Below are 23,315 nucleotides of genomic sequence, written 5' to 3' on the forward strand. Positions count from 1 at the left end.
AAACAATGGTTGTGTCGCCGTTTTCGTGGTTTCATCAACCATGCCGCTCAGTTCCCGCATGCCCGAACTCGCCTCGTTCGAGATCTTTCTGGCGATCGCGCAGGCCGGCAGCCTCGGCGGTGCCGCCCGCGACCTGGGGTTGACTCAGCAAGCCGTGTCAAAACGGCTCGCGGCGATGGAAGCTCAGGTTGGCGTGACGCTGGCCGCCCGGACCACCCGTGGCTCACAACTCACGCCCGCCGGCGTGGTCGTCGCCGAGTGGGCTGCGCGCTTACTTGACGTCGCGAAGGAGGTCGATGCGGGTCTAGGTGCCCTGCGCAAGGAGGGGCGGGAGCGGATCAAAGTGGTGGCCAGCCAGACGATCGCCGAACAACTGATGCCGCACTGGCTGCTGTCGTTACAGGACGCGGCGGTCAGGCGGCGCGGCGGCAGCGCCCCCCAGGTGATCTTGACGGCTACCAACAGCGAGCACGCGATCGCCGCGGTTCGCAGTGGCGCGGCCGATCTCGGATTTGTCGAAAACCCTGGGCCGCCAAAGGGATTGGGCAGTTGTGTGGTGGGCCATGACGAGCTGGTGATCGTGGTGCCGCCCGGGCACAAGTGGACTCGGCGAGCACGCCCGGTGAGCTCAGGTGAACTCGCGCAAACACCGTTGGTTACTCGCGAACCCCGTTCGGGCATCCGCGATTCGCTGACGGTGGCGCTGCGTCAGGTGCTGGGCGACGATGTGCGGCAGGCGCCGCCGGTGCTCGAATTGTCGTCCGCCGCGGCCATGCGGGCCGCGGTGCTGGCCGGCGCCGGGCCGGCGGCCATGAGCCGGCTGGCCGTTGCCGACGACCTCGCGGTCGGCCGACTGAGCGCCGTCCCGGTGCCCGAATTGGACCTGCGGCGCCAGTTTCGAGCCATCTGGGTTGGCGGGCGCACCCCGCCCGCTGGGGCCATCCGGGAGCTGCTCAGCCATATCCGCTCTACGTAGGAGTGGGCGCTAGGCCGCGGCGTGGTGGGCCAGCGCCTGGTCGTAGCGGTCGAGCAGCGTCTCGGCCACCAGCCGGTGCGCGCCCAGCGGTTGCGCCATCGGAATGCCGTTGTCGCGCGCGTAGTTCCACACCTTGTCGGTGATGAGACCCGGCGCCAGGAACCACGGTGCGATGACGAGGCGGCGGGCGCCGCGGCGCCGTAACCGGGCGACCGCGTCGGGAACCGACGGTTGCGGCCGGGTGGCAAAGGCGATGGTGGCCCCGGCCCAGCGGGTGCCGGCGGTCAGCGCGGCGGCTACCCGCGCGGTGCGGGCATTCGCCGCGGCGTTCGATGAGCCGATCGCGACCACTACCACACCCAGGTCCCGGTCGAGCGGTGAGATGTCGAGTTCTGCCAGGCGTTCGCGCAGTACCGATACCAAGCGATCGTCTTCACCGAGCACGTCGGCCTGGCGGACGCCGTGCGCGCCGGCACGCGCTATCTGGTTGGGGATGTCGCGGCGTGCGTGGTAGGCGCTGGCCAGCAGCAGGGGCGTGACGACGGCCGGACGGCCGTTGGGCAAGCCGGCGACCACGTCGATGAATGCCGGCTCGGCCAGTTCCAAGAAGGCCGGCCGCACATCGAGTCCGGGCCGGATGCCGGCGAGCTCGGCGGCGACGGCTCGGGCGTTGGCCGCCGACCGCGGATCTTTGCTGCCGTGCGCGGTGAGGATCAAGGTGCTCATGAGGCGTGCAACCCGCATTCGGTCTTGGCCAGCCCCTGCCAGCGCCCACTGCGCGGGTCGGCGCCGGCGGCCGGTTTGGTTGTACACGGGGCGCAGCCGATCGAGGGGTACCCCTCGTCGACGAGCGGGTTGACCAGCACGTTGTTCTGCTGGATATAGGTCTCCACGTCCTCGTCGGTCCAGGTGGCCAGCGGGTTGACCTTCACCAGTCCGAACGCTTCGTCGAAGCTGATCAGGGGGGCGTTGGCGCGGGTGGGTGCCTCCACCCGGCGGATGCCGGTGACCCAGGCCGAATACCCGCGCAGCGCCTTGGTCAGTGGGACGACCTTGCGCAGCCGGCAGCACTCGGTGGGGTTGCGGGCGAACAGGTCCTTGCCGAGCAGCTCGTCTTGCTCGGCCACCGTGTGTTCGGGGGTGACGTTGAGAACCCGGATGTCATAGACGGATTCGACTGCATCCCGGGTGCCGAGGGTCTCGGCGAAGTGGTAGCCGGTGTCGAGGAAGATCACCGGCACGCCCGGGCGCACTTTGGAGGCCAGGTCGACCAACACGGCTTCTTGCATGTTGGAGGCGACCACGTAGTTGCAGGTGGCCCAGCCCCGGGGGCCGTTGACGCCGCCGAAGTGGGCGTCGGTCCAGCGCAACAGGTCGGTAGCGCTGGCACCCTCCAGCTCGTCGGCACCACGGGCAGCCAATTCACGTAGCTGCGCCTCGGTATAACTCATCTCGTCGTCCTCCGCTCGTTTCGGGTGGACTTATCGAAGGTCGGCCTCCTCGGCCCGCAGCGCCCAGGTTGCGAACCGTTCGCCGTCGTGGCGTTGCGTGACGAAGTTGCGGACCACCCGGTCGATGTAGTCGCCCAGTTCATCGCTAGTGACCTTGTGCTGGCGCAGTTTCCGGCCGAATCCGCTGTCTTCGCCAAGGCCGCCGCCGAGGTGGACCTGGAACCCCTCGACCGGTTTGCCTTCCCCGTCGTCGACCATTTGGCCCTTGAATCCGATGTCGGCGACCTGAATTCGGGCGCACGAGTTGGGGCACCCGTTGACGTTGATGGTGATCGGCACGTCCAGATCGGTGTTGATGTCGGCCAGACGGCTTTCCAGCTCGGGCACCAAAGACTGTGCCCTGACCCGCGTTTCGGCGAACGACAGCTTGCAGAACTCGATACCGGTGCAGGCCATCATGTTCTTGCGCCACGCCGACGGACGCGACGGCAGACCGATGGCATCCAGCCCGGCGACCAGTTCGTCGACCTTGTCGTCGGCGACGTCGAGGATGACCAGTTTCTGATAAGGGGTGAACCGGGCGCGTTCCGAACCGACCTTTTCCATCAGGTCGGCCACCTTGCACAGGATGGTTCCCGATACCCGGCCGGCGATGGGGGCCACCCCGACGGCGTTGAACCCGTTCTTGAGCCGCTGCACCCCGACGTGGTCGATCGGGTGCTTGACCGGCTCCGGGGCCGGGCCGTCGATCAACCGTCGTTGCAGATACTCGGTTTCCAGGACCTCGCGGAATTTATCAATGCCCCAGTCCTTGACCAGGAACTTCAACCGGGCCTTGGCGCGCAGCCGCCGGTAGCCGTAGTCACGGAACAGCTTGGTGACCGCTTCCCAGACGTCGGGCACCTCGTTGAGCGGAACCCACACGCCGACTCGTTGGGCCAGCATGGGGTTGGTCGACAGGCCGCCGCCGACCCACAGGTCCATCCCCGGGCCGTGCTCGGGATGGTTGACGCCGATGAAGGCGACGTCGTGGGTTTCGTGGGAGACGTCCTGCAGGCCCGAGATCGCGCTCTTGTACTTACGCGGCAGATTGGCGTATTCGGGGTTGTTCATGAAGCGCCGCAGGATTTCGTCGATCGCCGGTGAGGGGTCGAGGATTTCGTCGACCGAGTCGCCGGCCAATGGAGAACCGTGGATGGCGCGCGGGCAGTCGCCGCAGGCTTCGGTGGTGGTCAGACCGACCGACGCCAGCCGGTCCCAGATCTCGGGGACGTCTTCGATTCGGATCCAATGGAATTGGACGTTCTCCCGGTCGCCGATGTCGGCGGTGTCACGGGCGAAGTCGGTCGAGATCTGGCCCAGGGCGCGCACGGTGGCGGCCGACATCGGCTTGCCGTCGGAGCGCACCCGCATCATGAAATATTTGGCCTCGATGGTGTCGGTGTTTTCCTCGCCGGTCCAGGTGCCGTCGTAACCCTGTTCACGTTGCGTGTAGAGGCCCATCCAACGGAAGCGGCCACGCAAGTCGGACTTCTCGATGCTGTCGAAACCCTGTTTGGCATAGACGTTCAGGATGCGGTCGCGCACATTCAGCGGCGCGTCCTCCTGCTTGAACTGTTCCGCGTCGTTGAGCGGCTCACGCTGTCCGAGTGCCCACTGACCTTCGTTACGGGTCTTGGCGGGACGGGCTGCTGTGGTCATGTGGCATACTCCTTCGCGAACATTGGCGACCCGGATAGCCGTTGCGCGTGGCGCTTTGGCGGTTGTCCCTTCCGGCGGGCGTCGACGGTGGGCGGCCATCGGGCCGGCCTACGACATCAACGATGATGTTGGTCAGCGGGAGGTATCCGAAGGTACATCACCGGACCCACGGGTCATGGCATCGATGTTGCGCTGTTGGCGGTGGTGCCGGTAGGGACCTTCATGTTGTGAGGTCACATCGTTTGGTTGTGAGCCATGTGGGCCTTGGCCGGGGTGCGTGGCTCGATCATGTTGTTTGCTAGTGTGATTCGCGCTCTGTCATCGGAAACGTAAGCAACGCAAGGTGTTGCGATCGGGAATCGGTGGCGCCAGTCGTAAGGTATCCCCCAGCAGATTGGCAGTGACTTGCCAGCGATATCCGCTATCACTGAACCGCACCCGGGACATTCGGTTCAGAAATGGGTGCCTTAAGGGACGGGACGTCGATGGCGTCGAGTGAACTGCCGCTCTGGGTCCCGGTGAGTCCACCGGTTTCCCGGAGACCTTTCTATCTGGGGTTGGCACCCTCGGGTTGGAGGGTAGCCGGTTGGGGTTGATGCTGCCTGGTGTGCCAGGCTGTCTCGTACTCGTTGGGAGAGAACCCGTCGAGGCCGACTTGGATGGGGCGGGGGTTATACCAGCCGTCAATGTAGCGGAACAACGCTGTCTGCGCTTCTGCTCGGGTTGCGAAAGTGGTTGTGGACCAGTAGATCAGCTCGACTTTGATGGTCGACCATAGATTCTCCGCGAGGGCGTTGTCGAAGCTGTCCCCGACACCGCCGGTGGATGGCGCGATGCCGGCGTCGAGCAGCCGCTGAGTGAACCGGATCGAGGTGTATTGGCAGCCCATAATCGCTGTGGTGGATCAGCTGCCCGTCACGCACGTCGCGGGACAAGATCGCGTAGTCCAGTGCGCAGCTCACCAGCCCGGTGGTCGCGCGGTGGCCACTGTCCCAGCCAACCACCTTGTTGGAAAACGCATCTCGCACGCTGGCCAGCCACAACACCCCCTCGCCGGTGAGGATGCGGGTCAGATCTTATGCCGACCCACTTGGTGTTGGGCGCGGTGGCGCTGAAGTCACGCCCCAGCAGGTCCGGCGCCGCCGTGTGCTTGGGGTTTTGCCAGGTGGACCAGTGCTTCCAGCCCTTGGGCAGGTAGGCGCCACGGCGGCCGTTGACGCGCATGATCCGCTCGACCCGCTTGCGGCCCACCCGCACGCCGCGGCGACGCAGCTGCAGCCACACCCGGGGCGAGCCGTAGGTGGCCGCGAAGGGGTGCTCACCGCGGATAGTGTCGATCAACCTCAGCAGCTCGGCGTCGGCGCGGGCACGAGGACCCGGGTTAGCGCGCCGAGCCCGCCACCCGTAGTAGGTCGGGGAGGCGATGCCCAGGACCCGCAGCACGAGATCGACCGAGAAGTCATGTGCCTCAATGAAGTTCATGACCTTCTCCGGGTCGGGCCGATCTCCGACGCGAAATACGCGCTCGCCGCCTTGAGCACCTCGTTGACTTCACGCAGCCGCTTATTCTCCACGCGCAGCCGCCGGTTTTCCTCGAGCATCTCCGTCGTGGGCCGGTCGTGCCGTTCGCCGCGGTCGGCCTCTTCCTGACGAACCCAGTTCCGCAAGGCCTCCGGGTGCACGCCCAGCTGCCGCGCCAGCTGCGCGATCACCGGCTTGGGGTTCGATTCCCGATACAGTCGCACCGCGCGCTTACGCAGCTCAACCGGATACTTCCTCGTCGCTGCCACTCAAAACTTCCTTCCTCCAGGCTTTGCAAGATCAAACCTGGTTCGGAAGTCTCCGCGAAAGCGGGGGAAGCACACGTCACCGCGGCGACGATGCACGGTCTGGCCTATGCCGACCTGTTGGCCGCGATCCGGTTTATCGCCCCGTATTCGGGTTATCCGGCGGCCGCCGACGCACTTGCCCGGCTTCAGCAGGTCGCCGCCGAGACCGGCATGGACACAAGTGATCTCGACGAATTGCCGGTGCCCGGTGTCGTGGACGCCGTGCTGGGGCGGCTTGACAGCACCGACGAATGGACTACCGAATTCGTTGATCGGCAGCTGTCGTGGGCGTGGTCGGAGGACCGACTCAGCATGCGTGAGCGTGCCATCATGGCGCTGACTTCCGACGTCGCCCTGCGGGCTCTCGACGAGTCTTTCCGCCGGCACGTCGAAATCGCGCTCGACGCCGGTCTCGGCAAGGACGGCGTTCGTGACGTGGTCCGCTTCTGCGCCGAGCACGGCATCGCACGGGTTGCGGCGGCGCTGCGGACGCTCGACAACGTGCTGTCGGCATAGCTGGTTCAATGGCCCCTTTACTGGGGAAATTGTTGGCGTTTCTGCGGACCCGGCATCCTCAGCAAGCGAAGCTATCGCTTACCGATAGTGGACTTTTGCCTCTGGGTGACCATGGAGCAATTGAGCGGTTTGGACGCCGCGTTCGTGTACTTCGAAACCGCCGGCGGGGCGCACGTCAGCTCGTTCGCGATCTACGACCCGTCGACGGCTCCGGGCGGCACCGTCAGCTTCGACGATGTCGCCGCGCATATCGGCTCGCGGCTCGGCGCGGACCGCGCTTTTCGCTCGGTGCTGGCTCGGGTCCCGTTCGATCTGGATCACCCGTACTGGGTGCGCGACAAGAACTTCGAGCTGAGCCGGCACCTGCACCATCTGGCATTGCCCCGCCCGGGCGGCTGGCGGCAGCTCTGTGAGCCGGTGTCGCAGCTACATGCTCAGCGCATGGATCTGAGCCGGCCTCCCTGGGAGTGCTACTTCATCGACGGGCTCGGCAAGATCGAGGGATTTCCGGACGACGCCTTCGTGGTGTGCTTCAAGATGCATCATTCGGCAGTTGACGGGATCACAGGCATGGGTATCGTCGCCGCGCTGCATGACGGCACCCCAGAAACCCGGCCCGCGCCGGCGGACGAGTGGAGCCCGGAGCGGCGCCCGTCGCCGCTGAACCTGCTGGCTCGCACCGCGGTCAGCTACGCCCGCCGGCCGCCGCGACTGCTCTCCGCGGTCAGACACAGCGTTCCACTCCTAGCCCGGCTGCCCGCAGCGATGACCCGGTTGAGGTCGACAGGTCAGTGGAGCAAGGGTTTTTCGGCGGTGTGCCGCACACCCGCTTCAACGACCCCACGGACGGCCGTCGCAATTTTGACGGACGCGCCTACGACCTGTCCGCAGTGTTGGCGGCACGCACGCTCGTACCCGGGGCCACGGTCAACGACGTTGTCCTCACCGGCATCGGAGGCGCGCTGCGCCGCTATCTGCTGGACAAGGGGGAGTTGCCCAAATCGTCGCTCGTCACGGCCATCCCGATGCAGGAGCACGTCAAAGGCCAGCGGGGGGCGAATCAGCTTGCGGTGGCCCGCGCGTCGCTCGGCACCAACATCGCCGACCCGATCGCCCGGCTGCGGGCCGTGCACCAGTCCAGCGCCCAGTCGAAGGCCTTTATCGAGGCCGTCGGTCCTCGCTCGTTCATCGAGTACGCCGAGTTCTTGCCGGGCGCGCTGATCGTCCCGGTGATCCGCCTCGCGAGGGCCGCACACCTCGGGCAGTGCTGGGACACCTCGTATGTGGCCAACACGTACGTGACCACCATGCGCGGCACGCAGTTCCCGATCTACCTCGTCGGCGCCCGGATGATCGCGAGCTACGGTTTCACCCCGTTTACGCAACGGAATGGGTTGATGCACAGCGCCGTCAGCTACTGCGGACGCATGCTTGTCAGCATCAACGGCTGCCCGGCCGTGCTACCGGATATCGAGCATTACGGCGACTGCATGGACGCTTCTTTCGCTGAACTGTTGCCACGCGAGGACCGCGGCACAGCATCGAGGCCGAAACCAGCCCGCGCGCCCGCCCACGACCGGTAACCTATCCGGCTACTGCGGCGAGAGTCGCTATGTCTCTCGCGTCATGGTTGGCGTGTGTCCGGAGTTGCGATCACGACATCCATGACAAGTCCCATGCGATGCACGCGCGAGTGATGCTCGACGTTCCAGCCGTGTTCCAGCAGAGCGGTTACGCTGACGGGACGACACCCGCCAAAACCTTTGGCGCAACCCGCGATAGCCTCATCCAAGTTCGCGAGATGGCTCGTTCGACGAGCCGCTCTCTGTAGCCCAGGCTGGCTATGCAGAGCCGGCCGTTGGGCGCGAGGATCCGCCGCAGATCGTCGAGCACGGTCCGGGCGTAGGCTTCGTCGAGCAGATCGAACACAAACGTAGACAGCACTCGGTCCGCGCACCCGTCATCGGCGGGTAGCGGCAGCGAGCCGTCGACAAGCGCAATCCGGGCCCGCTCGACCCAGGCGGCGACTCGACGGGTGGCCAAGCTGACCATCACCGGGCTGACGTCGACGCCGAGGTAGTTGACCGTAGGCGGCAGCGACGACAGCAAGCGCGCGGCTAACCGACCAGTGCCGCAACCGAACTCAAAAAATCGTCTGGTCCCCGGCGAGGGCTGCGTTTGCCACGAGCCGGTTTATCGTCGCGTCCTCATAGAAGGCCTGCCAGTCCTGGACGCGACCGATCCGGTCGTAAAGCGAACGGGCCTCGCTCACCGTGAGCGCCACGCGTTGTCCTCCTTGCTCCTCCGCAACCAGTCACTTTGGGGTTGCGCCGGTATAGGAAAGAGTGCGCCATGCCGATCCCGTCGTGATGCATAACGTGGTGTATGCGGCGCACCAACATCTACCTTGACGAGCAGCAGACCGCGAGCCTCGACAGGTTAGCGAAACAGCAAGGTGTGTCGCGGGCCGACTTATCCGTCAGCTGCTCAACCGCGCTCTGGCCAGCGCTGACGACACCCTGGCGTCGGATCTCAAGGCGATCGACGATTCCTTCGGTACGCTTCGAGACGTTGACTTGCCGGGGCGTTTTCCTGGCTACCGCGAGGAGCACCTTGCCCGAGTGTGGCAGGGGACGTCGTGGTCCTGGTCGACTCCGATGTGCTGATCGCGCACTTGCGAGGAGTCGCCGTGGCCCGCGACTGGCTTCTCAATGTTCGGAGTCACGGACCCCTGACAATTAGCGTGGTATCGATCGCGGAGCTGATCGGCGGTATGCGGACCGTGGAGCGGCGCGAAGTGTGGCGGTGGCAATGTCTGCTATCGCACCCTCGATCCAGACGGCGCCTCACCAGCCCCACCCCGGGGTAGCCCGAGCGGGTTGGCCGGGCGCATGATTCTCGGTACGAAGCGCGGGCACCCCGGGCTTGCGGTCGATCGGTCGTGGAGGTGCAAGATGGCAGAGCGACGCCGGCTCGGCATCCAGGACGCTCTGTGGTTGGAGATGGACCGGCCGAACAACCTGATGGTCGTCGACACGGTGGTTTGGACGGCCGACCCGCTCGACTGGAGCCGGGTGCGCGAAGTTATCGAGGAGCGGCTCACCACCCGCTACCCCGTGTTCCGCAGCCTGGCGGTCAAGGACCGCGACGGCTCGTGGTGGTGGGAGGTCGACGACGAGTTCGACTTCGAGCGGCACGTCACGATTGTGGACCTGAACGATCCCGACGACCGCCGCGAACTGCAGGCGCTGGTCGCCAGCCACCGCACCGAAATGCTCGACCGCAACCGGCCACTCTGGCAAGGGATTTGGGTGAACCGCTACCGGCACGGCAGCGCGATCATCATGCGGACCCACCACGCCGTCGCCGACGGGATGCGCATGGTCGAACTGGCGATGAGCCTGTTCGACGCGGCACCCACGGGAGGTCCGGTCCGCGGCCCCGGGGTCCTGCAGCACGCGGCGCGCCCGCACCCGCCGGGGCAGCCGATACGAGACCGGCTGCGAACGGCAGCGGGCCGAGCGGCGGGCACCGCGCGGCGCGGCAGGTCACTTCTCGAAGAGACGCTGAGCGACCCGACCGGACGGGCGACGGACGTGGCGGCAGAGGTCATCGGGGCCGCCGCCGAACTTCCTCGAATCCTCAGTCACGCCAACGAATTTGGTCGCCTGGCTGTGCAGAACCCGGTGGGGGCCGGCCACACGATCACCACGTCGACCTGGGCGACGATGTCCGCCATCGCCGAGTCCGTACGCTCCGCCATGCGCGCCGCCCTGCCCGGCAGTGGCGCGCTGGTCGACGTGTTCTCCGCCGCGCCGGGTGACGTGGACACGCTGCGCAAGCTGCTGATCGGCACCCGCAACGACTCGACAATCTGGACCGGCACCGCCGGCCAGGACAAAGGGGTGGCGTGGTCGGAGCCGGTGTCGCTGGCCACGGTGAAGGCCGTGGCAAAGGCGAACCGGTGCACGGTCAACGACATACTCGTGGCCAGTGTGGCCGGAGCGTTGCACGACTACCTGCAGGCCCACCATGCCCGTTGTTCCGCGGTGACTTTCATGATCCCGGTCAACCTCAAACCCGTCGACGTGACGCTGCCCGACCGTCTCGGCAACGAGTTCGCGTTGGTTCAACTCGAACTGCCGACCGATCAGCCCGACCCCCTGCGAGTCCTGGCCGTGGCCAAGCGGCGGATGAACCGGATCAAGCACGGCCACGAGGCGGCCGTGGCGTTTCGCCTGCAGGAGACCATCGCCGGGTTCAATCGGCAGCTCTACGAGGCATCGGTGGACTTGTTCACCAACCGCACGATCGGCACCCTCACCAATGTTCCCGGCCCGCCGATGCCGGTCTACCTGGCCGGTAGCCAGGTGGCGGGCATCGTCGGGTGGGCACCGGTATCGGGCAACCAGCCCATGAGTTTCACCATTTCCACCTACAACGGCAACGTCGTCGTGGGTATCGCCTGTGACAAGACCCTGGTGCCCGACCACGAAACGATAGTCGACGGGTTCGCCGGGGCCTTCGAGCGGCTGCGGGCCGCCAGCCCCGGGGTTAACTGACGGCGGGACGGCTGTCACTTATCTTTCTTCTTCGGTGCGGTGCGCGAACGTCGCGATGATCGCCTCGCGGGGCGAGTGCCAGGTCACCCCGAGCTCGGCCTGGGTGCGCGAGTCGTCGGTCGGTATCGCCGCGGTGAGCAGTTGCGCGGCTTCGAAACTGAATCCGGCTCCCAGCGGCAGTAGACCGCCGACGACATCCGCGATCCTCCCCATGGTCCGAAATGCCCCGCCGGATAGCGGAATTCGCCTGATGTGGCGCCCGGAACCGGCCTCGAGGGCAGTGATCATCTCGTCGAAGCTGAGCATCACGCCGCCGCACACGTAACGTTTGGAGCCCTGCCCTGGGCGCAGCGCCGCGACATGCACCTCGGCGATGTCGCGCACGTCCACCATCATCATTCCGGCGTTGCGCAGTCGTGGTGCCACGCCGGCCCGAAGTATCGGTGCCCAACCCTGTTCGGTGATTCCGGGCGCCGTCGTGAAGGCCGGACCGACCACGCTCGACGGATAGGTGAGGACAACGGGTGCGCCCTCGTCTTGCAGCCGCCGGGCAACTCGATCGGCGTACCCCTTTGTCTTGGCGTAGGCCGACCTACCCGCCGCAGTCGGAGTGTCCGGCCCGATCACCGGTCCCGGCGGCGGGAACAGGGCGCTGTAGCTGTTGATCGAGACGATCGGGTCCAGCCCGCGGTCATGCGCCTGACGCAATACCGCCTCGGTCGCATACGCATTGACCTGCCACATCAACTTCGCGCGCCGATTGTCGGTCCCGACGACGCCGGCGGCGTGCAGCACGGCGTCACAGCCGTCCAGGAGCCGCGTCACCGTGTCGGAGTCGCGGACATCGCCCGCCAGCACGGTGATCGTGCCGAGCTTGGAAAGCCGTTGCAGCAGTTGGGGATTATTCCAGCCGCGCTCGGCAAGAAGCCGCACGTCATGCCCGGCGGTCAAGAGGCCACGAACGATGTGTGCGCCGAGATATCCGGTGCCGCCAGTCACTGCGATCTGCACGAATTCGTGACTCTACCGGTCGGCGGCAGACGGCAGGCGCGATCGGAGCGCGGTCATCATCGAGGCCGTGGTCCTAGGAGGCTTCTGAACAACGAACGCGGCAGGGGCGGGAAGAACGCCGACAAGGCCGTCTCTTCGGCGGTAGGTCAGACTTGATTGGTCGACAACGTGGTCTCCGATCGCGTAATCCCTTGCACCACAACATCATCACACGCCACACCGCCCATAGCCGTCAGACACGACGATCGCTGGACGGGTTATTCAGTGCGCTCCTAGTCGGTGAGCGCTAGCGCAGAATGCCACATCAGTCACAAGAGTCTCTGTAGGGTCTGGTGCTCTTTTTGCCCACCTCACTCGGAAATTCATGGTGACCACGAATGCTGCTGGTCAACGATGTCGTCTTGCGCAGTCTTGGCTGCCTGGATCTGTTTTCGGCACACCTTGGGCTCTGTTTTTCGGCACGCCGATACCGTACCTTCGCTCAACCCTCTTGTGATGGCAGGCGTTCGGATATGTCTCACGTGCTGACCGAGTCGGCTGTCATGCCGCTGCATCGAGTGTGCAGGGACGGCTCTGAGAGTGTATGCAGGGCGGGAAAATCCACGGTCGGCCCGCCCTGACGGCACACTCGGCGCCGTCAGCGCACACTGCGAGCCCTCGGCTACAACGTCACTCTCGAACCCCTCAACAACGTTGCCTAACATCACCGGGCAGCCGCTCACTAGCTAGCTTCTGGTCGCATTCCATTTTCGAGTGAGGTGGGCACATTGTGTATCGCCTCGGCCAGAGGCTCATGAGTCAGATGTGACTGCCGCTACTCAAGCCACTGTAGTGACGAAATCCCGCCCACCGCATGCGTCGCCCGGGTTGCGCGCGCCACGACCATGGGCGCGCCGATGTCACCCCCGCAACGCAGACGCAAAGATCCCAGGCAGTGCGGTGGGCTTGCCATCCACCAGGAACTTGACCAATCGACGGATCGTCGTCTCCGCGGTCTTGTTGGTGACGAAGAAGACCGGCTTGGGCGATAGCGTCAACTCGCCTCCGAGGATGGCGCGCGGTGACGGCCGGAACGGGATCTCGGCGATGGCCTTCTGCACGTGCTGCAACAAGAAAGCGTTGTGTACCACCCCGGTGCCGCTGCCGATGTCCTGCGGGGTGTGCCCGGGGAACGCGCCCCAGGGCGTGTAGCCCAGCAAGAAGTTCATCGCCGACCACACGTTGACCCCGATGTCGCCGTAGCGCAGCCCGGAAATAGCGTCATCGAAGGCCGCCGCGTTCGACTTGCGCGTCTTGGGGTCGATGATGATCGTCGCGCCTAGCGTGCCTGGCAGCACGTCGTTGGCGAAATCGACTGCGTTGCGCATGAATTCGCGCGCCGTCTGGCCGGGAAGCCGCACGATTCCCAGGGCGCCCGCGAATACCTCGTCGCGCAGGATGCTGGCGCCGCTGTGCGGGTCGACATCGGAGATGAGCACGCGGCTCTTGTCGCCGCTGAGAAACTCCGTGCAGCGCATCCCCTCGCACGCCTGTTCGGTCTTTTCCTGCGAGCGGGGATAGTACGTGCGGCGGGGCTCGACTTCGCGCATGACGGCGCGAATTTCGGCGATGAGCTGGTCGGCCAGCGGCCAGTCTTCCGACACGATCATGACCTGGGTCGCGATGCAGTTGTGGCCGGCGTTGTTGAGCTTGCTCGTTGCGATGTGCTCGGCCTGGAACCTGACGTCGGCGTCGCTCCAGTCGCCCGGTACGACGATCACCGGGCTGAGCCCGCCCAATTCGGCCGAGATCGGCTTGTCCAGCAACGGCGTGCCGTGGGCCTTGCGCGTCGCTGCCTCGGCATCGCTACCCCACACGATTGCGTCGTAGGTCGCCGCCGAACCGGTCATGTGGATGGAGTCGACCTTCGGATGATGGGCCAGGTAGCCGCCGACGTCGGCGCCGCCGTAGACAAACCGCAGCCAGCCACGCGAGACGAAGTCATTGAAGATCTTCTCGTAGAACGGGCCGAGGTAGTCGTTGACCGGGTTCATCTTCACGACACAGACATTCCCCTGTGCGAACAACTGGTCGAGGATGTCGAGCGTCGTAATGGTTCCCACGTTGCCGGCGCCGAGGACTAATGCGACGCCCGGGTGGTCGTAGCCGGCGCCGCGGTACATGCGGGCGGCGTCCTGGCGCGTTTGCTCAGCACTGACGCCCGGCTCGATCCAGACTTGCGCCTGGTAGCCGTTGAGCAGCAACCGGTCGTAGACGGTGACCGGGAAGACGTCGACGACGACCTGGCCGTCCGGCCTGGTGTGCACCGCGTCGGCCTTGATCGGCTCCTGCCCGGCAAGTATTCGCCTGAGCACCAGGGCGTGCGAGTTGACGCCCTGGATAAAGGCCCACACACCGGTCAGCCAGTCTTCGGCGACCCAACTGGAGGTCGAGGCGATGCCTTTCGCCCTGTCAGCCGCGGCCACCATCTCCGGGGCGAAATTGAGGATCTTTTTCGGCAACGCTTCCAGCAGCGCCACCTTGGCTTCGAGGGACAGGGCGACCCAGCTGGGCGCGCTAGTGTGCAGAGCGTCAAGCGCCTTGTCGAGCGCTGTTGTATCGAGTGATGCCTGTGTGGTCATGGGGTGGTCCTATCTTTCTGTGGCGATGATGTACGCCACGCCCGCGGCTTTCCGCGTCGCTGCCTATAGGGTGCGCCGTTCGCCACGCAGTCGGCAACGGTCAAAGGTCCTGACATCGAGTCTCGAACTGGAACGGTTGTCGGGCTAACGTCGGTCGTTTCGGGGCCGGGACAACTGCCCTTCGGCCAAGAAACAGCGAAACATGTTGCGGTTCACATGGATTGCCTTGACGACGCCGGCCGCTGGGCTTTACGCCATCAAATCACCCATCTTCTGCAGCATTTCGACCACGTCGCCGGGCAGCGTGGTCGGCTCTTTGCCGACGGCGTAGCAACCGAGAATGATCTCGGCCGAGCGATCGATGATCTCGACCATGTCGGCGGCGCGGCGCAGACTGCGGCCGGCGACCAGTATCCCGTGGTTCTGCATGAGCACCGCCCAGCCATCCCGGATGGCCTCGGCCACGGCATGTGCCAGTTCGTCGGTTCCCGGCATGATGAACGGCACCCGCGGGATGTCACCGAAGAACGCCGCCTCCGTCGACACCGGCAGAAACGGCAGCCCGGTATTGACGAGCATGGTGGCGTGCGGCGCGTGGGCATGCACCACCGCCTGCGCGTCGGGGCGGGCGCGATACACCAGGCAGTGCATCATTCGTTCGCTCGACGGTGAGGGAGCGCCGGGATCCAACACATGTCCGTCGAGGTCCAGGCGCACCAGGATTTCGGGCCGCAGGTCCCCCTTGAACATTTGACTCGGCGTGATCCACAGCTGGTCGGTTCCGGGGATGCGCACGCTGACGTTGCCGCCGGTGGCGGTGATCAGCTCGGCGGTGTAGAGCTCGTGCACGGTCTGTAGCAGGGTGTCCCGGATGTCTCCAGCGGATCCGATTGGCGCCGGCACTGCGGTGGCTGGCGCGGCGGTCGGCACGGCTGCGGTGGCGTCGGGAATGGCGGCCAGATCGCCTGGATCACCGGCTTCCTCGCGGGCCTCCTGGTAGAGCCGGGCCAGATCGTCCTGCATGTTCTGCAACGTCATCGCCTTGGCCGTGTCGCCGCTGAACGAGAGTCGCCCGCCCATGGCCGCTTGCATGGGATTGACGCGGCCGGTGAACATTCCGTCGAGAATCTCGGCGCGCATGCGCAATTCGACGTCGGCGGACGCTGCGGGATCGCCGAGGTCGGCGGCGATCTCGCCGTCCTGTAGTTGCAGGAAGAACGCCAGCTCCAGGTCGGTGAGGGTGAAATGCAGTGTGACGGATTTGCCTGTGGCAAAAGCGCTTAGCGCCTCATCGCGGGTGATCCGGTCGACAAAGCCCTTCAGGATACGCTGCATGCCGTCGCGGATCCCGGCCGGCACCTCGGCCCTTGGCGGCAATGTCGTTGCCGCAGGGGCTGGTTCGGTCGGCGGCGTGGCGGCCGCGCCGCGGTCGAGCTGCAGGTCCGACACTGCGGGCCCGGGTTGGCGGGCCAACCGTTCGAGAACTCCGGGTTCCGGTGTCGGGCGCGGCGCGTTCCAGTCGAAGCTGCGCAGGGTTTCCGGATTGAGGACGTGCTGCGGTGCCTCGCCGACGAGCAGTCGGCGCAGGTCCGCGGCGATGATGCGTCCTTGATGCGCCGCCACTTCGACGGTGTTGCCGCCGACGTGCGGCGTCGCGATCACCGTGTCGAGGGCCAGCAGCGGGTGATCCGACCCCGGGGGTTCGACGCTGAAGACGTCGAGCGCGGCGCCGCCGAGGTGTCCGTCGCGCAGCGCGTCGGCCAGGGCGGCCTCGTCGACGAGCGCCGCGCGCGCCGTGTTGACCAGGCAGGCGCCCGGCCGCATGCGGGCCAGCGCGGCGGCGTCGATCAGCCCACGTGACTGCTCACTCACCGCGGCGTGCAGGCTGACGAAGTCACTGTTTTCCAGCAGCTCATCAAGCGATGCCGGTTCGGCATCGGCCAGCACGATCTGCTCGGCATCGACATACGGGTCGTACACCAGGACACGCGCGTCGAAGGCGCGCAGGCGCCGGGTCACGGCGCGGCCCACGGCGCCGAAGCCGACGAGACCGATTGTCTTGTACCACAGTTCGCGGCCTTGCAGGCTGGTGAACGCCTGACCCATCCGGCCCATGTCGCCGGCGGCGATCCCCGGCTGATGCAGGAACGCCGACGCCACGGGCAGCCGGCGAGCCAGCATCAGCAGGAACGCGACGGTGAGGTCGGCGACAGCGTCGGCGTTGCGTCCCGGGGCGTAGAGGACCGGAATCCCGAACGCGGTGCATGCCGCGAGGTCGACGTTGACCGCGTTGCCCCGGCACGCGGCCACCACCCTCAGGTCCGGCAGCTGCCGGATCGCATCGGCGTCCACCACGTCAACTTCGGTGATGAACACCTGCACCCCGGCCAGCGCCTCGACCAGGCTCGGCCCGGTGAGCAGCCGCATTGCGGTGCGAAAGCTCGCGTATTCGACGTCGCCTAGCGCGCGCAGCGCCGCCAGTCCGTCGTCGTCCATGTCTGCGGTGACCAGGATCCGCGGACGCAGCGCCGGTCGCGATCGCCCAGCCGTAGCGCTCATTGCTTTGAGCGCCGATGGCAGGATCAGTTGTGACGCAAGCGTTTCCGCGGCCGCACTTGCTGCACGCAACTTTTGCCAGCCGCCGTAGAGCTGGTCGTAGGCGCGCGTCCGCTCGCCGTCCGGAACCACCGTGCGGGACTGGCCGCGGAATCGCTGCGCCCCTTCGGTCAGATCGGCGAAGACGCCGACGGCGACGCCGGCGCACAGCGCCGCACCGAGCGCGGTGGATTCCGGTGTGGCGCCGACTTCGACGGGCATGCCGAGGACGTCGCTGAGCACCTGCGCGAACACCGCACTGCGCGACATGCCGCCGGCAAGGCTGAGCGCGGCGGTGCTGGTTTGTGGTGCCGCGACGTCACGCAACTGCTCGAGGTTGGCGCGCACCGCATACGCCATACCGTCGACCACCGCACGCGCCAGGTGGCGTCGCCGTTGCGGATCGTGGGCCGTGCTCAGGTGCGACAGCGTGATAGTGCCGGTGGGCAGCCGCAACTCCCGCGCGTTCATCACGCCGGTGCCAAGGGTGGACAGAATGCCGGCCGACCCCGGCTCCGACAATCCCGCCTCGGCCAGGAAGTGGGCAACCGGATGCGCGGCATCCGGGTGCATGATGCGCGCGAACCAGTCGAGCGCTTCACCCATCGCTCCGGCGTTGCTCTCCAACACCCAGCGGTCCGCCAGCACGTGGCAACCGGTCCACAGCCGCTCGCCGGGGTCGACAACCGGCCGGCCGAGGACCAGTTGGACGGGCACCGTGGTGCCGCCAATCGCCCCCACCTGTCCCGGCGCTACCGCGCCGACGCCCAGCATGGCGCACTGGGTATCGGCGCCCGCGACCGCGACCGGAGTCCCGGCGCGCAGCCCGAACAACTCCGCCGCCGCGGGCGTGACCGTGCCCAGCCGGGTACCCGCGAGGCGCAACGGCGGCAGCAGGCGACGCGGAATGCTCAATTCGTCGGCAAGGCCGTCCGACCAATCACGTTGCGCCACATCGAATAACAAGGTAGTGCAGGCTTGCGACGGCTCGCTGCCGGATTCGCCGCACAGCCGGTAGGCGATCCAATCGCTGAGTGTGAGCACCATCGTGGCGCGTGCCCACGCGTCCGGATTCGTCTTTGCCAACCAGCGCAGTCGCGCCGCGGTGGCAAGCGGGCTCGGCCATTGCCCGGTGCGGGCATAAAGCGCGCTGCCGTGCTCGCTTGCCAGCTCAAAGGCCTCGCCGGCAGCACGGGCGTCGCGGTTGGGCGTGGCCAACAAGGCGTTGCCGTCGGCGTCGAGCACCACCGTGGTGTGCCGCATGCTTGTCGCCGCCACGCCCAACACCTGATCCGGCGTTGCTCCAGCCTTGTCCAGCGCCCCGCGGGCGGCTTCGGCGAGGGTTGCCCAGATCAGGTCTAAGTCGAGGTCGGTGCCCAGTCCGCCGGTTTCGGGCGCCGCCGGGTGGGTCCATGGTCGGAAGATGCGGGTAAACGCGCCGCCGGCGACGTCAACGAGCAGGCAATGCCCGCCGCTGCCGCCAGCATCGAGCGCTATCAGATAGCTGGGGTTCATCATGGCCTCACGCAATTTCGGGCGTCATCTGCTTGATTCGACCACCGCGCGCTCGATCGCCAGTAGAGTCCGAAGTCCTTGCGTCGAACGGGGCCGGCGACGCGGCTCAGCCCTTCACTATGTACTGCTTGTCATCGTGGTGCGGATGCCCGAGTTCGCTCATCCAGGTGTCACGTTTTCTGCGCAATGCGGCGATCGCGTCGCGGAACCCGATGTCGCGCTTTGCGTACGGCAGGTGGCCCATTGACAAAGCACTGCACTGCGAGGAGCCTCGTACCAGACCTTCGACGTTGATCCGTACAAGACGATTCGGGGGGTGGTCGTCAATACAGATGAGGCGATGACGAGCAGGCGGCGAGACGCTGGCCAGCGGGTGTGCCGATACGGCCACTCCGGGTCTGGATTCAGAATTCACTTGATGCGCCCAAGCAGTGCACCGGCGCAGTGAAGCCGTTGATCACAAACGACACAACCAGGTACACAGGAGTGCACAGAACATGACTAGCGTGCTTATCCCCGGACATGCCGAAATCTACAACGCGCTTCCGAACGTCGAAGATGCCGACAAGGAGCGGCAATCGAGAACAGAGTTTGAGAACTTCCTGGACGATTTCGCCGAAATGTTGGTTGAGACCGAGCTCTATAAAGTCGGGCTCGATGAAATAGCTGGCCCTCTGCTGCTGCACAGCCATTTCCCGGTCACCGGTGACACGGCGATTGTCGAGAGGCCCGGGATGCTAGATGACGGACGTCCCGCGCTTGTGGCACGGCCCGAAGCCGTGACCCCCGAGGCAGTTGCGGTTCGGTGGAAGTGGCAACCCGAAACGGCGCAGTTCCATCCATTGGAGTATTGCACCGACCCCGTAGCCGTTTCATCCGCTCAAAAACTCAGCCAGAACCCCGATTTTCTCACCTCGGTGGGGCAGCTACTTGAGTCCTACGATCTTCATGACGTAATTGGGCTCACCGTATTGCCTCGAAGCCTCGAAGTCAAAGAAGCTGGTTTGGTCTATTTCGAACGCTCAGCCGATGACGTGAGTGTCACAACGGTCGAGGCTTCGTCGTTGCCAGGAATCATAACAGCATGGTCTGCGACCATAACCAATGACGGCGTAAGAATTAGACCGCAAACCAGGTGCGATCTCACCACAAGATTTTGCGGGTCATGCAAGTGCCTCCGGACTACCTGCGTATCCGATCCACTCTAGGGTTACGTTAGGCAATTTCGGGATCAACCCTGGCTTCTTCAAGCAGGCGGTGCGAACTAGGCCGTCGCCACTGGTGACCGCACGGGATTTCGGGCGGTGTCATTGCTTCATTCGACCACCGCGCGCGATTCGCCGGTAGCGTCCGAAGTCCTTGCGCCGACGGATGAATGCGGCGTGGCTCAGCTCTTCACTATGTACTCACTCGTCATCGTGGTGCGGATGCGGTGCAGATCCAGGAATGAAGTCACGCTGCGCAGCATCTTGATGATGTTCCACACCAGTTTGAACGGGTTCTTGCCGGCTCCGTAGAAGAGGAAGTAGTTGGTGACGTGCCTGGCCGAAGGCCATGCTTCCTCAACAATGCCCTCATAGCTCGGCGCATCCGGCGTAACCGCCCGGATCACCAGGTTGCGCACATAGCGGGCTCTGGGCTGCATTGCTTCGGAGACCGGTGACTGTGTTCCGTGCCAGCGCCGAATCCATTCCGCACGGGAAAGTCGGTTGGGCCGTTCCATCAACGTCACCGCGACAATGCCGGGGGAACGTTGGCCGTCCGGCCAAGTTCTCGGACCAGAATGCCGATTACCGCCGTATTCGGTGTAGATCGACTCGTCGACCAGATAACCGGCAAACCTGAAGCCTGCTGTTCGGAAGATCTCATCGAACGCTGCGTGTTCGGTGGCATCGTCGAGCCAGACGGCCACTTCAGCGCACATCCGCTCCCCAACATAAAGCGGTGCCGGTGATCGTATGTCTGCATCCTGGTCAACGATATACATGCTGAGCTTGAGAGCTCCGGTCTGCAGCAGTTTGGGCGCCACGGCGGTCAGCAAGATTTGCTGGCGCTGGCTTCTGCGCTGCAGGTCCGAGTCCCAGAGTATGTACACCAATTTGTCCATGGCCGTTAGTTCAGAGTTACCCGCCTGTCGCCATACATTTTTTCGGTGGAATTTCCCATAATCTTTATCCGTCGTTTCCGCGATGCGAACCGCTCCAACAACGTCTGCGAAGCGCGGTAGACGCCTCCGGGAATGAGCAGCGGACTGCTGCCCAGAGCAGCGATGGCGTCGTGCGCGACCTTGTCCACCGTCAACGGCTTAGGCGCGAAAAATCCCAGGCTTGCCGGGTTGCTGGAGGTGTAGTTAGGTGTCTCGATGGCGCCCGCGCAACAGGCCATAACATCGACCCCGTGTGGCTTCAGTTCGTACCACAATCCCTCTGCCAGAACAATGTTGAAGGCCTTGGTAGCACCGTAACTCGCCAGCCAGGGAGCCCCCTGCATGCCGGAAAGCGACGTCATCAATATGATCCCGCCCCGCCTCCGCGCGCTCATCTGCTGTCCGAAGTGATGTGCCAGCAGCAGCGGACCGCGGCAATTCACGTCGATAGCCCGCAGATGACTTTCGACAGAATGACCGAGGAAAGAACCGATCAGCATGTAGGCGGTGTCGTATACCAGCAATCCGATGTCGAGCTGGTTTGTCTCTCCGATAATCGCTTCCATCATGTCCGGGGCGGCCAGATCCATCGAAATAGTCTTCACCGATACGCCGTATCTGCCTTCGAGTTCGGTGGCCCGCGACTGCAGCGGACCGGGCCGGCGTGCAATCAAGACCAGGTTCAAGCCTCTTTGTGCCAGCTCGGCGGCAAAAGCCGCACCCAGCCCTACCGACGCGCCGGCAATGAGCGCCCAGGACCCATATCGTCTGTTGAAGCCATCCGATTCACTGCCCATCACCGCTCCCTCGCCGGGGTTTTGGTGTTCAATTCTAGATGGGAATTGTCAGGAGGCATCATGAAGACACTCGTTACGGGAAGCACCGGGCTGGTCGGAAGCGCGCTCGTCGAATGTCTGCTGGCCAAGGGTCACGAGGTTCGTGCGCTAGCCCGAAATACATCGGATCTCACTCATCTCAAGGCCACTCAGGCGGAGGTCGTCTTCGGCGACATTACCGACTACGAAACCTTGCCGCCGATCGTTCAAGACATCGAAACGGTTTTTCACACGGCGGCCAAAGTCACTCCGGGCTGGGGAAGATGGGACGAGTTCGAGAAAACGACGGTGCACGGTACGGAAAATATGTTGAGAGCCAGCGCTGCGGCTAGGGTGCGACGTTTTCTTCATGTCAGTTCGTGCGCGGTATACGGCGATGCCTGCCAAGAAGGTGATATTCCGGTCGACGAATCGACCCCGACAATAGTGCGGAAGACGCCACTGACCTACTACGACTACGCTAAGCTGCTCGCGGAGCAAGCCTGTTGGAAATACCATCGGCAGGAAGAAATCCAGGTGTCGATGATCAGGATAGGCACTGCGTATGGCCCGCGTGACAAGCTTTTCTGTGATCGGGTGTACGACCAGACATCTTTTCCCGTCATGATCTGGCCGGGCCGGGCGAATCCGCGATACTCGATTGTTTATGTATACGACGTCGCTGAATTGGCTATCTTGGCGGCGACGAACGACAAGGCGGTCGGGCAGGTGTATAACGTCGCCGGAGCCCGGCCGGTAAGGTTAAAGCAGTTCACCGAAGCCATGATCGAGGCCCGCGGAATGCAGCGGCATTGGATTACCATGCCCTATGCCGTGGCCTGGCTGTGGTGTTATTCAATGGAAACTATCGCTAAGTTGCGGCGTTCTAAGGAAATGCCGTACCTGACACTGGCAACTCTGCGCAACCTGCACACCGAGAACTATCTTGACGGCACCAAAGCCAGGAAAGAACTCGGATGGCAGCCCACCACGTCACTGCAGGAAGGCACCCGACAATATGTTCTGTGGCGGTGCGCCGTAGAAGAGAGATGAAGTAGATCGCCTGCGGCCGTACCGTGACGGCCGCAGGCGTCGGTAGCCCGCCGGCTTATGACGTGGAAGGCCAGTCGGCCACGAATTCACACGCGATGCCGTTGTGGTTGAGGTCGAGATCAGCGCGGTAGTGCGGGTCACTCCGCGGGATATTGACCATACCCTGGCTGGCCACGCACTGTGACGAGTCAGACCCTGCATTAGCCAACGGAGCTGCACCGATCGCGGCTGCCGTGATAGCCGCGCCGACCAGAAGTGTCCGTATCATAGGTCGTCCTAAACTAACGTTGAATGAGTCGAACTTGATTTCTTCCATAACGCGGTGCCGAGCGATTTTGTTCCGCTGACGGCAACGAAGTGGGGCGCGTGTTTGACGGCCGCTCGCGGCGTCTGGTTTTCAGTCAGCGAGAAATTTCGTCGGGTCGCAAAATATATGTCGACTCGGTTCAAAAATATGTTGGTTTTGTACCGTAAACAAGATGTCCTAACCTCGATTTTTCACGCGGCCAATTATCGAGGCTAAC

Annotated in this window: 21 protein-coding genes and 3 pseudogenes; 9 read left to right on the forward strand and 15 right to left on the reverse strand. The window is 64.7% G+C overall.

The genetic code is table 11. From position 1 onward, the window contains the following. The first annotated feature begins 40 nt into the window (after nt 1-40). Complete coding sequence (locus CDN38_RS23810) at nt 41-976, forward strand: LysR family transcriptional regulator (RefSeq protein WP_099319217.1); 936 nt, start codon at nt 41-43, stop codon at nt 974-976. Nucleotides 977-985: 9 nt separating this feature from the next. Here CDN38_RS23810 and CDN38_RS23815 read toward each other — a convergent pair whose 3' ends face one another. The 6 genes from CDN38_RS23815 to CDN38_RS23840 all read right to left on the reverse strand — a co-directional run bounded on the left by CDN38_RS23815 (nt 986) and on the right by CDN38_RS23840 (nt 5,918). Then, nucleotides 986-1,702 (reverse strand): sirohydrochlorin chelatase, encoded by a 717-nt coding sequence (locus CDN38_RS23815; RefSeq protein ID WP_075513143.1) that lies wholly within the window; start codon nt 1,700-1,702, stop codon nt 986-988. Beyond that, entirely contained in the window at nt 1,699-2,427 is a 729-nt protein-coding gene (locus tag CDN38_RS23820; protein WP_099319218.1) for a phosphoadenylyl-sulfate reductase, read from the reverse strand. Before CDN38_RS23820 ends, CDN38_RS23815 begins: the two co-directional genes overlap by 4 nt. 30 nt (nt 2,428-2,457) lie before the next feature. Further along, entirely contained in the window at nt 2,458-4,128 is a 1,671-nt protein-coding gene (locus CDN38_RS23825) for a nitrite/sulfite reductase (RefSeq protein WP_075513141.1), read from the reverse strand. Between the two features lie 547 nt (nt 4,129-4,675). After that, nucleotides 4,676-5,017, reverse strand: a complete 342-nt coding sequence (locus CDN38_RS23830) for an IS3 family transposase (protein WP_099319220.1) — start codon at nt 5,015-5,017, stop codon at nt 4,676-4,678. A gap of 26 nt (nt 5,018-5,043) precedes the next feature. Then, the gene (locus CDN38_RS23835; RefSeq protein WP_099319221.1) at nt 5,044-5,610 is read right to left on the reverse strand and encodes an IS3 family transposase; all 567 of its coding nucleotides are present in this window, start codon (nt 5,608-5,610) and stop codon (nt 5,044-5,046) included. After that, nucleotides 5,607-5,918, reverse strand: coding sequence for a transposase (locus CDN38_RS23840; protein ID WP_075513158.1), 312 nt, complete (start codon nt 5,916-5,918; stop codon nt 5,607-5,609). The genes CDN38_RS23835 and CDN38_RS23840 overlap by 4 nt, the downstream gene beginning before the upstream one ends. Nucleotides 5,919-6,008: 90 nt before the next feature. Between CDN38_RS23840 and CDN38_RS23845 the strand changes: the two genes are divergently transcribed. The 3 genes and pseudogenes from CDN38_RS23845 (at nt 6,009) to CDN38_RS31215 (ending at nt 8,056) form a co-directional block, all read left to right on the forward strand. Continuing rightward, nucleotides 6,009-6,473: a carboxymuconolactone decarboxylase family protein gene (locus CDN38_RS23845; RefSeq protein WP_142361321.1), complete on the forward strand. Its 465-nt coding sequence runs from the start codon at nt 6,009-6,011 to the stop codon at nt 6,471-6,473. A gap of 111 nt (nt 6,474-6,584) precedes the next feature. Further along, nucleotides 6,585-7,226: pseudogene (locus CDN38_RS32510) on the forward strand (wax ester/triacylglycerol synthase domain-containing protein); the annotation flags it as partial. A gap of 38 nt (nt 7,227-7,264) precedes the next feature. Further along, nucleotides 7,265-8,056, forward strand: coding sequence for a WS/DGAT domain-containing protein (locus CDN38_RS31215; protein WP_075513139.1), 792 nt, complete (start codon nt 7,265-7,267; stop codon nt 8,054-8,056). Between the two features lie 148 nt (nt 8,057-8,204). Here the strand turns inward: CDN38_RS31215 and CDN38_RS31220 are convergent, their stop codons facing one another. Then, the gene (locus tag CDN38_RS31220; RefSeq protein ID WP_233027014.1) at nt 8,205-8,582 is read right to left on the reverse strand and encodes a class I SAM-dependent methyltransferase; all 378 of its coding nucleotides are present in this window, start codon (nt 8,580-8,582) and stop codon (nt 8,205-8,207) included. A gap of 34 nt (nt 8,583-8,616) precedes the next feature. Beyond that, a complete protein-coding gene (locus CDN38_RS31225) occupies nt 8,617-8,757 on the reverse strand; it encodes a hypothetical protein (protein ID WP_233027015.1) in 141 nt (46 codons plus the stop codon). Nucleotides 8,758-8,858: 101 nt separating this feature from the next. Between CDN38_RS31225 and CDN38_RS23860 the strand changes: the two are divergent. The 3 genes and pseudogenes from CDN38_RS23860 (at nt 8,859) to CDN38_RS23870 (ending at nt 11,035) form a co-directional block, all read left to right on the forward strand. Next, nucleotides 8,859-9,139: pseudogene (locus CDN38_RS23860) on the forward strand (ribbon-helix-helix domain-containing protein). Next, nucleotides 9,112-9,279: pseudogene (locus CDN38_RS23865) on the forward strand (PIN domain-containing protein); the annotation flags it as partial. The pseudogenes CDN38_RS23860 and CDN38_RS23865, both read left to right, overlap by 28 nt. 148 nt (nt 9,280-9,427) lie before the next feature. Beyond that, nucleotides 9,428-11,035 carry a WS/DGAT domain-containing protein gene (locus CDN38_RS23870; RefSeq protein ID WP_075513138.1) on the forward strand — a complete coding sequence of 536 codons (1,608 nt, stop codon included), beginning with the start codon at nt 9,428-9,430 and terminating at the stop codon, nt 11,033-11,035. Between the two features lie 18 nt (nt 11,036-11,053). Here CDN38_RS23870 and CDN38_RS23875 read toward each other — a convergent pair whose 3' ends face one another. The 4 genes from CDN38_RS23875 to CDN38_RS29685 form a co-directional block, all read right to left on the reverse strand. Then, nucleotides 11,054-12,046: an NAD-dependent epimerase/dehydratase family protein gene (locus CDN38_RS23875; protein WP_075513137.1), complete on the reverse strand. Its 993-nt coding sequence runs from the start codon at nt 12,044-12,046 to the stop codon at nt 11,054-11,056. Nucleotides 12,047-12,945: 899 nt separating this feature from the next. Beyond that, nucleotides 12,946-14,667: an aldehyde dehydrogenase family protein gene (locus CDN38_RS23880; RefSeq protein ID WP_075512264.1), complete on the reverse strand. Its 1,722-nt coding sequence runs from the start codon at nt 14,665-14,667 to the stop codon at nt 12,946-12,948. 249 nt (nt 14,668-14,916) lie between these two features. Beyond that, complete coding sequence (locus CDN38_RS23885; RefSeq protein ID WP_099319222.1) at nt 14,917-18,780, reverse strand: NAD(P)-dependent oxidoreductase; 3,864 nt, start codon at nt 18,778-18,780, stop codon at nt 14,917-14,919. Nucleotides 18,781-18,883: 103 nt separating this feature from the next. Beyond that, nucleotides 18,884-19,021: a hypothetical protein gene (locus CDN38_RS29685; protein ID WP_161951673.1), complete on the reverse strand. Its 138-nt coding sequence runs from the start codon at nt 19,019-19,021 to the stop codon at nt 18,884-18,886. Between the two features lie 253 nt (nt 19,022-19,274). Between CDN38_RS29685 and CDN38_RS29055 the strand changes: the two genes are divergently transcribed. After that, on the forward strand, nt 19,275-19,985 hold the full coding sequence (locus CDN38_RS29055; RefSeq protein ID WP_142361322.1) for a hypothetical protein: 711 nt from the start codon (nt 19,275-19,277) through the stop codon (nt 19,983-19,985). A 179-nt stretch (nt 19,986-20,164) separates the two neighbouring features. Here CDN38_RS29055 and CDN38_RS23895 read toward each other — a convergent pair whose 3' ends face one another. Together CDN38_RS23895 and CDN38_RS23900 are read right to left on the reverse strand one after the other, a co-directional pair. Continuing rightward, nucleotides 20,165-20,884: a hypothetical protein gene (locus CDN38_RS23895; RefSeq protein WP_075512261.1), complete on the reverse strand. Its 720-nt coding sequence runs from the start codon at nt 20,882-20,884 to the stop codon at nt 20,165-20,167. Nucleotides 20,885-20,889: 5 nt separating this feature from the next. Beyond that, nucleotides 20,890-21,720, reverse strand: a complete 831-nt coding sequence (locus tag CDN38_RS23900; RefSeq protein WP_075512260.1) for an SDR family NAD(P)-dependent oxidoreductase — start codon at nt 21,718-21,720, stop codon at nt 20,890-20,892. A gap of 60 nt (nt 21,721-21,780) precedes the next feature. On the opposite strand from CDN38_RS23900, the gene CDN38_RS23905 reads away from it, so the two are divergent. After that, entirely contained in the window at nt 21,781-22,791 is a 1,011-nt protein-coding gene (locus tag CDN38_RS23905; protein ID WP_075512259.1) for an NAD-dependent epimerase/dehydratase family protein, read from the forward strand. A 55-nt stretch (nt 22,792-22,846) separates the two neighbouring features. Here the strand turns inward: CDN38_RS23905 and CDN38_RS32515 are convergent, their stop codons facing one another. Next, on the reverse strand, nt 22,847-23,107 hold the full coding sequence (locus CDN38_RS32515; RefSeq protein WP_142361323.1) for an excalibur calcium-binding domain-containing protein: 261 nt from the start codon (nt 23,105-23,107) through the stop codon (nt 22,847-22,849). Nucleotides 23,108-23,315: the final 208 nt, after the last annotated feature.

This window comes from Mycobacterium ostraviense, assembly GCF_002705925.1.
In the GTDB taxonomy this organism is placed as follows: domain Bacteria; phylum Actinomycetota; class Actinomycetes; order Mycobacteriales; family Mycobacteriaceae; genus Mycobacterium; species Mycobacterium ostraviense.

What these genes read in the sequence shown, in the direction of transcription:
- CDN38_RS29685 (WP_161951673.1), bottom strand. Translation starts at nt 19,021, where the DNA reads ATGGGCCACCTGCCGTACGCAAAGCGCGACATCGGGTTCCGCGACGCG.
- CDN38_RS23845 (WP_142361321.1), top strand. Translation starts at nt 6,009, where the DNA reads ATGCACGGTCTGGCCTATGCCGACCTGTTGGCCGCGATCCGGTTTATC.
- CDN38_RS23880 (WP_075512264.1), bottom strand. Translation starts at nt 14,667, where the DNA reads ATGACCACACAGGCATCACTCGATACAACAGCGCTCGACAAGGCGCTT.
- CDN38_RS23810 (WP_099319217.1), top strand. Translation starts at nt 41, where the DNA reads ATGCCGCTCAGTTCCCGCATGCCCGAACTCGCCTCGTTCGAGATCTTT.
- CDN38_RS23885 (WP_099319222.1), bottom strand. Translation starts at nt 18,780, where the DNA reads ATGATGAACCCCAGCTATCTGATAGCGCTCGATGCTGGCGGCAGCGGC.
- CDN38_RS23815 (WP_075513143.1), bottom strand. Translation starts at nt 1,702, where the DNA reads ATGAGCACCTTGATCCTCACCGCGCACGGCAGCAAAGATCCGCGGTCG.
- CDN38_RS23900 (WP_075512260.1), bottom strand. Translation starts at nt 21,720, where the DNA reads ATGGGCAGTGAATCGGATGGCTTCAACAGACGATATGGGTCCTGGGCG.
- CDN38_RS23825 (WP_075513141.1), bottom strand. Translation starts at nt 4,128, where the DNA reads ATGACCACAGCAGCCCGTCCCGCCAAGACCCGTAACGAAGGTCAGTGG.
- CDN38_RS23905 (WP_075512259.1), top strand. Translation starts at nt 21,781, where the DNA reads ATGAAGACACTCGTTACGGGAAGCACCGGGCTGGTCGGAAGCGCGCTC.
- CDN38_RS23830 (WP_099319220.1), bottom strand. Translation starts at nt 5,017, where the DNA reads ATGGGCTGCCAATACACCTCGATCCGGTTCACTCAGCGGCTGCTCGAC.
- CDN38_RS23895 (WP_075512261.1), bottom strand. Translation starts at nt 20,884, where the DNA reads ATGGACAAATTGGTGTACATACTCTGGGACTCGGACCTGCAGCGCAGA.
- CDN38_RS32515 (WP_142361323.1), bottom strand. Translation starts at nt 23,107, where the DNA reads ATGGAAGAAATCAAGTTCGACTCATTCAACGTTAGTTTAGGACGACCT.
- CDN38_RS29055 (WP_142361322.1), top strand. Translation starts at nt 19,275, where the DNA reads ATGACTAGCGTGCTTATCCCCGGACATGCCGAAATCTACAACGCGCTT.
- CDN38_RS23870 (WP_075513138.1), top strand. Translation starts at nt 9,428, where the DNA reads ATGGCAGAGCGACGCCGGCTCGGCATCCAGGACGCTCTGTGGTTGGAG.
- CDN38_RS23820 (WP_099319218.1), bottom strand. Translation starts at nt 2,427, where the DNA reads ATGAGTTATACCGAGGCGCAGCTACGTGAATTGGCTGCCCGTGGTGCC.
- CDN38_RS23835 (WP_099319221.1), bottom strand. Translation starts at nt 5,610, where the DNA reads ATGAACTTCATTGAGGCACATGACTTCTCGGTCGATCTCGTGCTGCGG.